This window comes from Moorena sp. SIO4E2 (assembly GCF_010671945.1).
Taxonomy (GTDB): Bacteria; Cyanobacteriota; Cyanobacteriia; order Cyanobacteriales; family Coleofasciculaceae; genus Moorena; species Moorena producens.
The window spans coordinates 1-10,655 of record NZ_JAAHIE010000245.1; the positions used below are offsets into that span (position 1 = coordinate 1).

Genomic DNA, 10,655 nt, shown 5'->3' on the forward strand with positions numbered 1-10,655 from the left:
TGATTTGTATTTAACTCCCTATCGTCTGAGAGGTTGTCTGAGAAGTCTCATTTGCTACATCCAAGCCCCCGTTGGTCCCCCAATTCTGGGGGACTTTTAGAAGCAAATTGACTCTTGTTCCCCCCAAGCGAGGGATTGCTCGCTTGGGGGGTCAGGGGGGCAAAATTCAGTATCAAAAAACTTGGGAGATATCCTCTGAGTAATCTCTCTATACCCGATTTGTTCTTAAAAACGTGTTTAGCTTAATTTCCCGATTCCAATTATTCATCCCGGCCAGTCATGAAATCTTTATTGAACTATCTCCAAGCGATCGCAGCCAATGTGGGTTCAGAAAGCCTACCCTATCCTCTAGGGAAAATTTTCCCTTCCCAGTTTCCTCGCCATACACTGATTGGCAGTGTGATGTTAGTCAGTGCGATCGCCGGTTACGCTACTCCAGTATGGGCTGATGCCCAACTCCAGTTGGTAAAAGTCGCTAATGATGCCGATGGTCAGATCGTGACAGAAGTTCCATCAGGACAAGAATTTATCTACACCATCCGCGTCTCCTGTAGTGGGGATGAGGACTGCCAGGATGTGGTGATTACTGACCAACTCCCTCCTCAAATTGATTGGTCTTCTAACAATGTCAGCATCCTTCCTGGACGTCCTGCTACTGTCAACTATGACGAGGATACAGGACTGGCTACCGTTGAGTATAATTCACCGATTCCAGCAGGTTCCCCTGTCAACTTGGAGATTCGAGTCCAGTTTCCCCCCGGTACGACTGTAGACAATACACCAGCGATTAACCAAGCCCAAGGGACGAGTGCTAATGCAGGGAATGCCACCTCCAATGCTCTAACGGTTACCTCTGATGTCGATTCAAACGCTGCTTTAAATAAGTGGACATTGGAGAAAAATCGGGTGATTCCTAGCAATGGTGATCCGGCTCTTGATTCACCAGTGACCTATGAGCTTGAGCTTTGCCATGCCCAGAATCTTGAGAGTGGTATCAACCTACAAAATGTAGTTGTGCAAGATACTCTTCCGGTTGGGTCAAGTTTTGTTAGTGCTACCGATGGGGGTACCCATAACTCCGGGGTTGTCACTTGGAATGTCGGTAACCTCAGTATTCAGAGTGGCAGAAATTGTTTCAACGCACAAGTCTCTGTTGAGTATCCTAGTGCTACCTTCAACACTACTGGTGCCAATAGTACTGTGATTAACCCAGCTACCGCAACAGGAGAACTGATTGATGGCACCGAGTTGAACTTAAATGGTGAGGCTGAACATGGTTTTACAGACGCGAACTATCAAGGCACATTTAATTCTAAATCATTCTCGGGTCAGGTGGCTATTGGCAATGAATTTGAGTTTCGGCTTGACCCAAGAAATACCGGTAATGTACCGATGACTACTCTAACAGTCACTGACGACCTAGATCAAGTCAATGACGATGGGATTAACCTCTTAGATCAGGTGCGGGTCACTAAAATTAGCACAGGCAGATACAACAATTACACCGGGGATGTGATTGTCCGCTACAAAACTAATCTCAACCCCTTGACAGCCGGTACCTCACACCCTCAGAACACCACCCTCACCATTGGGACGGACATCACCTTAGGAGCAGGGGAATACATTACAGGGGTTGAGTTCGAGTACACCAATGTACCAGTAGGTTTTCAAGCTACAGCAAGCAGTAATCGACCAAAACTGTTTGTAGAGGTTCAGCCTGACCGCTCGATGGGGGAGACGATCAAAAACTGTGCCCAACTGACTTGGAAGCCCAATTCACCAACAGACCCCCTGGAAAAGTGCCAACAGACAGAAATCTCGGCATTACAAGCCATCGTAAATCCAAACAAAAGAGACGAAACTCAGAGTGGTCCCTATGCTCCTGGTGACACCATAGAATTTCGGCTACAGTTTCGCAACGAGTCGAGCGCTACCGCAGATTATGTCAATCCCATTATTGCCGATTTACTGCCAGCAGGGCTTGACTATGGGGGTGCCTGGAGGTTTGATAGTGTGGGATCAAGTACTGTGCCCGATAACGCTGAGATCAACTTCGAGGCGATTCCGAACTACAACGGCACCGGTCGCACCTTGCTGCGTTGGCAAATTACAGGAACCCAAATACCAGAGAATAAGTGGCTCAGAATCTATGTCGATACAGTAGTTGAGCAGGGGGTGAGTACAGGTTCGTTGACTAATGAATTATTCATCATGTCCAACGATAGTGTGTTCGATTGCAACAGTAGTAACCGCAGAAGTCAGGATACGGTTGATGTGGATGGGGATGGCATCACCGATGAGACTATTTGTCGAAGAACAGCAAACGTTGAAGTAGCTGCGATCGCAACCCTCGATTCACAAAAGGTAGTTCAGGGTGAGGTCGATACCAGTTTCTCCACTAGTGGCACCACGGTTCCGGGGGGACAGGTAGATTACCAGCTCACTATCACCAATCAAGGCACGGTGCCGATGACTAATATACTTGTAGTCGATATGTTGCCTGCCATCGGCGATACTCAAGTGCTCAATACTAGTTCAGCCAGGGGTTCCCAATGGCGTCCTAATCTCGCTGGTCCGGTTACCGTGGCGATTCCTGGTGTCACTGTTGAATACACCACCAACTCCAATCCTTGCCGTCCCAATCCTAGTGATGGTCAAGACCTCAATTGGCCTAGTGGCTGCGTCGATGACTGGAGTACTACCTTTCCCAGTGACCCCAGTGCGGTTACCGCTCTGAGGTTTAACTTGGGTAACCTGGTTCTCGACCCCCTAGAGTCGGTGATGCTGAACTGGCCGATGCGAGCACCGGCTGGAGCACCAACCAACGGCGAGATTGCCTGGAATTCCTTTGCTTTCGTCTCTACACGAACGGATCAATCCGGTGCCGCAGCTACCCTGTTACCCGCAGAACCCCCCAAAGTCGGAATTCAAATTCAACCCCCCACCCCTGCAATCATTGGAGACTTGGTCTGGGATGACCAAAACGGTAATGGGATTCAAGATAATAGTGAACCAGGTATCAATGGGGTGCTGGTTGAGTTGTGGCAAGACGGGGGTGATGGTCAACCTGGTACCAGTGACGATAGTTTCTATGGTTTTACCTTAACTGCTCCGGATGGTACCGGTAATGATGGCGCTTACCTTTTCTCGGAAGTGCCAGCCGGAGATTACTTCGTTAAATTCATTCCCCCAGACAACCTAAATCTCTCTCCTCAAGACCAGGGTGGTGATGAGACCGCTGACTCCGATGCTGATCCCAATACTGGACAGACAAACGTCTTTAGTGTCAACCAGACTACAGACACCCGTGATTTCGATGCTGGACTAACCTCTGTAGACCCAACTACCGCTAGCTTAGGTGATTTCGTTTGGTTGGATACCGATGACAATGGTACTCAAGATGGGGGTGAAGTTGGTGTCAATGGCGTCACTGTTGAACTCTATGATACTGGTAACACTCTGATCGACTCGACCCAAACCAGTAATGACTTCAATGATAATCCTGGTTTCTATCGCTTCCGGGACTTGACACCAGGCACCTATTATCTAAAGTTCATTGCACCCCCTGGTCATGCTTTCTCTCCCCAAGACCAGGGTGATGACACTCTCGACTCGGATGCTGACGCTACTGGACAAACGGCTAACATTACCTTGAATGCTGGAGACAGTAACCAGGATGTAGATGCAGGAATAGTACCTCAGCCGATCTTAGGGGATTTTGTCTGGATTGATAATAATGGTGATGGACTCCAAAACATTGGTGAATTGGGTTTCAATGGTGTGACGGTTAACCTTTATAATCCTGGTGCTGATGGTCAACCTGGTGGCGGGGATGATAGTCTACTCGCCACTACAGTGACTACTAACGATGTGGCTGGTAATCCGGGTTTCTACTCCTTCTCTAGTTTAGCAGCAGGAAACTATTTCTTAGAGTTTATTGCCCCATCTGGCTATGAGATTGGTTTCCAAAATGTGGGCAATGATGACACGATTGATTCTGATGCTGACCCAACTACGGGATATACCGAAGTGTTTGCTCTGGGTGCATCGGAAGACAAACGAGACCTGGATGTGGGGATGATTGCCCTTCCAGTTACATCTACTGGTGAAGTATCCGGTACTCTCTACCAAGACGATAATCCCCAAAACGATACTTTTGACAATGGTGAATCGACTCTACCTGCCAACATTAGGGTAGTCTTATACCAAGACGTTAACAGTAATGATGTTATCGATGCTGGTGATACCCAAGAAGCCACTACTGATACTGATAATAGTGGGAATTACAGATTCACCAGCTTAAGGGCAGGGAAATACATTGTGCAAGTCGATACCAACGATGCTGAGATCCCCGATGAGTTGATGTTAGGAACCTCTAATGATATACCGATTGAGGTGACTACTACTGCTGTGGGTGACATTAACTTTGGGTTTGATGTTGAAAGCCTCCCCAACGTGATACTGGTCAAACGTATTACCGCTATTAAGCGCAAAGACAGTAACGTTTGGGAATCTTTACCGACATCTGGCTCACTTTTCGTTGATGGTATTGATAGTCCTGGTACTGACAATCATGTTGGAAGCGATCGCGCTCCTGAGGATAATGACCCTAACTGGCCTAATCCCAATGTATATCTGCGGGGATTAATTAACTCTGGCACAGTCATGCCAGGGGATGAGTTGGAATATACTGTGTACTTCCTCTCCAATGGCAGCAATTACGCTAAGAGCCTGCGTATCTGTGACCGAGTTCCGGCAGAAACTACTTTTATTCCGGATGCCTTCAATCAAACTGCTGGTTTCCCAGCTAGTGATGTCGGGATTGCCTTGTTCGAGACTACCGATCCTTTACCCACCAGTGGTTCAGCTGAACCGAATATCTATCTAACTAATATCCCCGATAGCGATCGCGGTCGCTATTACTCACCAGGGACCTCAGTGCCCGCAGGATGTAATGTATCTGTCAACCAAAATGGAGTTGTGGTGGTCGAAGTCGGAGATGTGCCCGAAGCTACTGCACCAGGAGAACCGCCAAATTCCTATGGGTTTATCCGATTCCGGGGTCGAGTGAAGTAAACTGTTACCCCGTCAGTTCTCTGGAATTCGCTAACTTATGATAATAAGAGCAGGCTCCGAGAGGAACTAATTATGATAGCTAGCACAGCTACTTACCAAGTTACCTGGGAAAAGTTACCAAAAAATTTGGGTAATCGCGCCCCGTCCTTATAGGACGGTTTTTTTTGAAATTAAGACTTGACGGTTTTCTAACATCGTGTTATTATAGATGCCTAACGAAAAAAAATTAATGGTCTAGATAAACATGATCTTAAAATAAGTAGATGATGTAAAAAATAAGCTAAGAGATAAGCTTATTGCATAATCAAATCTAACGATTTGGATATCTACGAAAACCCTATGATCAAGAAAAAGTTTATCTAACTTGTTAACTAGATTAGGTACGGTGGGGCACACCGAAACCTGGGTCATAGACCAAGTACGCTTGTGAAGAGGAGACCTCTATTTTTTCTGGCTCCGGCCTGGTTAAACAAGTCACCCCGTGGAAGCAAGAATCCCCGTCCTTCCAGGGCGGGGAGTGTCAACTGATGATTTCCTTCTTGACGACGAACCAGTGGATGATATCAATCAACCTCCCTGGCTGCTGCTCTGACACAAAGTTTGGAAATTGCTGGCAAACTACCAGCTAATGCCCTGACTACTACCAATTATGGCATCTGTGCCACTTTGAATCGCAAAATCGTGGTAAAAGCCCCAGATTGGGGATATGTGCCATCAATTCGGGTGTCAAGAGAAGAACTTAAACGTAATTATACCCCAAGACTTCAAGGGGATATTCCTGCTATTGTCATGGAATTTCTCTGTGATACTGAAGCTGGGGAGTATTCCAACAAGCCAACCTATCCTCCGGGCAAGTGGTTTTACTATGAGCAAGTGTTACAGGTTCCCAACTATGTAATTTTTGAGCCAGACACTGGAGTAATAGAAGCCTATCGGTTAGATGATTCAGGACGTTATCAACTCGAACCACCCGATGCCAATAACCGTTACTGGATTGATCAAATGAGCTTATTTCTGGGTATCTGGCAAGGAACTAGGGAAAACCGAACTGGTTACTGGTTACGTTGGTGGGATCAGCAAGGAGAACTGTTGCTGTGGGGTTCAGAGTTGGTCATCCAGGAACAGCAACGAGCTGAACAGGAACGGCAACGAGCTGAACAGGAACGGCAACGAGCTGAGCAATTGGCAGCGCAGCTAAGAGCAGCAGGCATCGAGCCAGAGGGATAATTCCTCAACTGGAATATCATATCGATTCCGGTAGGATTGCTCTTTTCAAGCTTGGGTAATTGGTAATTGGTCATTGATCATTGGTAAGCTATCAGCTATCAGCTTATGCGCTACGCGCACGCTACGCGAACAGCTTTCAGCTTATGCGCCTTTGCCAAAGGCCACGCTATGGGAATGGCTGATGGCACCTCAAGCAGCGTGAGCTTTTAGCTCACGGCTGACGGCACCTCAAGCAGCGTGCGCGTAGCGCATATGCTTACGATCATTGATATTTGATCTCTTACTCAGTTCAATGGAAAAAAGAAACGCCAACCAAAAATTATTTAACACTTAACCAACTAAACATTTCGGCAACAGATAATTTCCAATCTTTAATACTATCTAACACAGGTAAAATTTCTTGATCTGATTTTATTTCTGGCAATTGATTCGGTTGAAATATCATCACTGATTCATCTTCAGGATCAATTAACCAGCCTAACTCTGTTCTCTGGTTCAGACAAAACAGAATTTTTTTGATAACTTTATTCGCAGATTGTTCAGGAGAAAGAATTTCGATTACCCAATCAGGATAAAGCTCAAATTTATTGGCTATTCTTCCTTTTTCTGTTTTCGGAATACGATTCCAACTAAATACTGTAATATCTGGAACAATAGAACGTCCCCCAAAAGTACATCTTAATTCAGTAAAAGCATGAGCAATTTTTTTCGGTAAAATAAGTTCATTAATCGCTGTAGCAATACGAGTTTGTAAGGTACTATGTTCTCCTTGAGGAATAGGTTTTTGTTTAATTTGTCCATTGACATATTCAGTAGCAGGTTTGGTTTCAGGAAGTTCTAAAAATTCCGCCAGGGTTAACGTTTGTCTAATTTGATTTACAGCAACCATTGATGACCTCCTGTTTCTTAGATTTTAACTGTTGCTGGATTCAGTTCCAGTCATGCTCACCAAAAAAGCGATGCTCGGTACGAGCCGCTACGCGAACGCATTCTCCAAAACGCGATGCTCGGTACGAGCCGCTACGCGAACGCATCTTTCATTCACTACAACCATCGCACTACAAAAGCTATATTTGCTTTAAGATATCATCGTACTTGCTGTTTGGGCCTATCCAGAACCATAGAACTCCCTCTGGTTCATCAGAACCTAAAGCTCTATAATTTCTACCTACTCTTACCGACCACAAACTTTTGATCTTTTTAAATTTCAAAGATGGATGTTTGGGTTCTTGCTTAAGCAACTCATAGTTTTTATCTGCTAATTCTTGAATTTCCTGTGGCAACTGACGGTAGTATTACCAAAACTGTGAAGTAGTGAAATGCTTTAAATTTCCTGGCACTTCCCCTCTCTGAATTCTTGCCTTGCTTGTTTAATTAGATGATCTAGCTTGCCAGATTCAAAGTCTTCCTCAATTTGCTTATCCCATAGAGATTCATAGAATTCATCAAGCCATTGAACCAGATCTGTTAACTCTCCCGTAGAGAGTTTCATTACTGCTTCTTTGATTTCGGCAACACTCATAAAATGCCATCGCCTTTATCTACTGCATCTATAATTATAATAGTGAGATACCATAACGCCAAATTGGGTAAGGGATGCAGGGTAAACGCAATAATCAATAATGCGGCATTCTTCTTAACACTATTAATATAAATTGCAATAGCGCTAATAATCAAGGCTTAATATTATCATAATCCTTGCCCTATATTACATTTTGGCTCAATTTTCATGGCGCTTACCCTGATAACTATAGCAGTCATAAATGACAATAATTACCTAAGTACAAATAATTTTACATTCACTACTAACGACACACCCTAGCTTTGAACGACAACCAAAGTTCTAGTCACCATTAGCAACTTCATGATTATGGGGTCCAAACAGTTTGATCCCCTTGCCCCCAAAAGCCATCATATTTGGTAACACAAACATCACCTAAAACCTTAGTCTGACAGGCTAAGCGGCGATTTGCTGTCGGAGAATGGGGTGGAAGCGATCGCCTAGCTTTATCTTTCCAATTTGGCTCGGATACTTCCCCGTCTATCTCAACCGCACAGGTACCACAGCTGCCTAATCCTCTACAGTTAATTACTTTAGCGTTGCCGTTGTATAGGGCAACCCCATGCTCTAGTAAGACCTTGCGCAGATTACTGCCCTGGTCACATTCAAAGCTTTTTCCTTGTGCTGTTACTTTAGGCATTATTCAAGATTACTCCTTATCTGTAGCTTATTTTTTAATACAATTGGATGCAGCTATGTTTAGTGTTGTGAACAAAGCCAATTTGGCAATACAGTAAGGTGCTCTTATTGTTTGATAGTTCTAGATAAGCTGCGTTTATAAATATCTAGATTTTAGATAGTTTGGTCGAGTCCTCTGTCTTGATGCAGTCGCTCATGGGGGAAACCCCGGCCTGAAGGCGCTGCATCGCTTGATACCCTTGATCTATCAAGGGTTAAGAGTACGGTAACCTTCCTACACTGCTAAGCGCGGGTAAATGTCGGAAGGTTATCTGCGTGCCTTGCCCTTGACTAAGCTTTAGGCCATTAGGACTTACGAAGTTTAGTTGATTTTGCCCCCCTAACCCCCCAATTTTGGGGGGGTAATCATGTCAAAGTCCCCCAGAATTGGGGGATTTAGGGGGCATTTCCTAAGTCCTGGCCATCAAAGCTTACCCTTTATAATTTACATTTCTTTACGATCAACTCAACTATTCTAACTGCCCATGACTTCAACAGCTTCTCACCCGATCTGGATTTACGATACAACGCTGCGGGATGGTGCCCAGCGTGAGGGAATCTCATTGTCTCTAGAAGATAAGTTACGCATTGCTCGGCAACTGGATGAGTTAGGTATTCCCTTCATTGAAGGAGGATGGCCAGGGGCAAATCCGAAAGATGTGCAATTTTTCTGGAAGCTCAAAGAAGAACCTCTCAAACAAGCAGAAGTAGTAGCCTTTTGCTCAACTCGACGCCCAAACATGATTGCTGCAGAAGACCGGATGCTGCAAGCTATTTTAGCTGCAGGAACGCGCTGGGTGACTATTTTTGGTAAATCCTGGGATCTTCATGTCACCGAAGGGCTGAAAACTAGCCTAGAGGAAAACCTAGCCATGATTCGGGATACCATAGAATACCTCCGTAGTCAAGGGCGTCGGGTGATTTACGATGCAGAACACTGGTTTGATGGCTATAAAGCCAATCGAGAGTATGCCCTCAAAACCCTGAGAGCTGCTAGAGATGCGGGTGCAGAATGGCTAGTACTGTGTGACACCAACGGTGGTACCCTACCCGATCAAGTTAGTCAAATTGTTAGAGATGTAGCTAAAGAGTTGAAAGTTGGAAGGTTGAATGTTGAAAATGAGTTGAACGTTGGAAGGTTGAATGTTGAAGGTTCTAACCTACCCTACGGGAACGCCAAAGGCGAACAACCTGCTAACCTTCAACCTGGAACCGAAACTAACCTACCCTACGGGAACGCCAAAGGCGAACAACCGGCTAACCTTCAACCGGCTAACCTACCCTACGGGAACGCCAAAGGCGAACAACCGGCTAACCTTCAACCGGCTAACCTACCCTACGGGAACGCCAAAGGCGAACAACCGGCTAACCTCCAACCCATGTTAGGAATCCATACCCATAATGATTCAGATACAGCGGTTGCTAATGCCTTAGCTGCGGTATCTGAGGGAGCCTGTATGGTTCAGGGAACGATTAATGGTTATGGTGAACGCTGTGGTAATGCCAATCTCTGTTCTGTGATTCCTAACTTACAGTTGAAGCTAGGGTTACGCTGTATTGAAGATAACCAGCTGGCCAGACTGACCCAAGCTAGTCGTTTAATTAGCGAGATTGTCAATCTTGCTCCCAATGACCATGCTGCCTTTGTGGGTCGTTCAGCCTTTGCTCACAAAGGTGGCATTCATGTGTCAGCGGTGGCAAAGAATCCTCTGACCTATGAACATATTCAGCCAGAACAGATTGGTAACCAGCGTCGGATCGTAATTTCTGACCAGTCGGGATTGAGCAATGTATTAGCAAAAGCCCGTAGTTTCGGTCATGACCTGGATAAAAAAGACCCCGCCTGTCGCGAAATCCTGGAACGGCTCAAAGATCTGGAAAATGAAGGGTATCAATTTGAAGCAGCGGAAGCCAGTTTTGATTTGTTGATGCGAGATGCTTTGGGATATCGAGAACATCCCTTTGAACTCAAAGGCTGTCAGATACATTGCGATATGCTACAAGGGGTCAGTAAACCCTACAGTAATTCTGTGGCAACCATTAAAGTATCTGTTAACAACCAGGATATTTTGGAAGTAGCAGAAGGCAATGGACCAGTGTCAGCCCTTGATGC

7 protein-coding genes and 1 pseudogene are annotated in these 10,655 nt (G+C 45.4%); 4 read left to right on the forward strand and 4 right to left on the reverse strand.

Features of this window, described 5'->3' with window-relative positions:
* Nucleotides 1-279 precede the first annotated feature (279 nt).
* From F6K37_RS45600 to F6K37_RS22320, 3 genes and pseudogenes are all read left to right on the forward strand, one after another.
* Nucleotides 280-5,076 (forward strand): SdrD B-like domain-containing protein, encoded by a 4,797-nt coding sequence (locus F6K37_RS45600; RefSeq protein ID WP_287252205.1) that lies wholly within the window; start codon nucleotides 280-282, stop codon nucleotides 5,074-5,076.
* A 481-nt stretch (nucleotides 5,077-5,557) separates the two neighbouring features.
* A pseudogene (locus F6K37_RS22315) lies at nucleotides 5,558-6,303 on the forward strand (Uma2 family endonuclease).
* Nucleotides 6,304-6,376: 73 nt separating this feature from the next.
* Nucleotides 6,377-6,505, forward strand: coding sequence for a hypothetical protein (locus tag F6K37_RS22320; protein ID WP_267873706.1), 129 nt, complete (start codon nucleotides 6,377-6,379; stop codon nucleotides 6,503-6,505).
* Nucleotides 6,506-6,622: 117 nt separating this feature from the next.
* On the opposite strand, the gene F6K37_RS22325 is transcribed toward F6K37_RS22320, so the two are convergent.
* The 4 genes from F6K37_RS22325 to F6K37_RS22340 form a co-directional block, all read right to left on the reverse strand.
* On the reverse strand, nucleotides 6,623-7,192 hold the full coding sequence (locus F6K37_RS22325) for a Uma2 family endonuclease (RefSeq protein ID WP_287252209.1): 570 nt from the start codon (nucleotides 7,190-7,192) through the stop codon (nucleotides 6,623-6,625).
* 178 nt (nucleotides 7,193-7,370) lie between these two features.
* Complete coding sequence (locus F6K37_RS22330; protein ID WP_008187250.1) at nucleotides 7,371-7,586, reverse strand: ParE family toxin-like protein; 216 nt, start codon at nucleotides 7,584-7,586, stop codon at nucleotides 7,371-7,373.
* Between the two features lie 41 nt (nucleotides 7,587-7,627).
* Nucleotides 7,628-7,825 (reverse strand): hypothetical protein, encoded by a 198-nt coding sequence (locus tag F6K37_RS22335; protein ID WP_008187253.1) that lies wholly within the window; start codon nucleotides 7,823-7,825, stop codon nucleotides 7,628-7,630.
* Between the two features lie 346 nt (nucleotides 7,826-8,171).
* Entirely contained in the window at nucleotides 8,172-8,504 is a 333-nt protein-coding gene (locus F6K37_RS22340) for a 2Fe-2S iron-sulfur cluster-binding protein (protein WP_287252212.1), read from the reverse strand.
* A 523-nt stretch (nucleotides 8,505-9,027) separates the two neighbouring features.
* Between F6K37_RS22340 and F6K37_RS22345 the strand changes: the two genes are divergently transcribed.
* On the forward strand, nucleotides 9,028-10,655 hold a 1,628-nt coding region (locus tag F6K37_RS22345; protein WP_287252214.1), incomplete at its 3' end, for a (R)-citramalate synthase.

Excerpts from the sequence above, each read along its gene's own strand:
- F6K37_RS22325 (WP_287252209.1), bottom strand. The coding sequence starts at position 7,192 with ATGGTTGCTGTAAATCAAATTAGACAAACGTTAACCCTGGCGGAATTT.
- F6K37_RS45600 (WP_287252205.1), top strand. The coding sequence starts at position 280 with ATGAAATCTTTATTGAACTATCTCCAAGCGATCGCAGCCAATGTGGGT.
- F6K37_RS22335 (WP_008187253.1), bottom strand. The coding sequence starts at position 7,825 with ATGAGTGTTGCCGAAATCAAAGAAGCAGTAATGAAACTCTCTACGGGA.
- F6K37_RS22340 (WP_287252212.1), bottom strand. The coding sequence starts at position 8,504 with ATGCCTAAAGTAACAGCACAAGGAAAAAGCTTTGAATGTGACCAGGGC.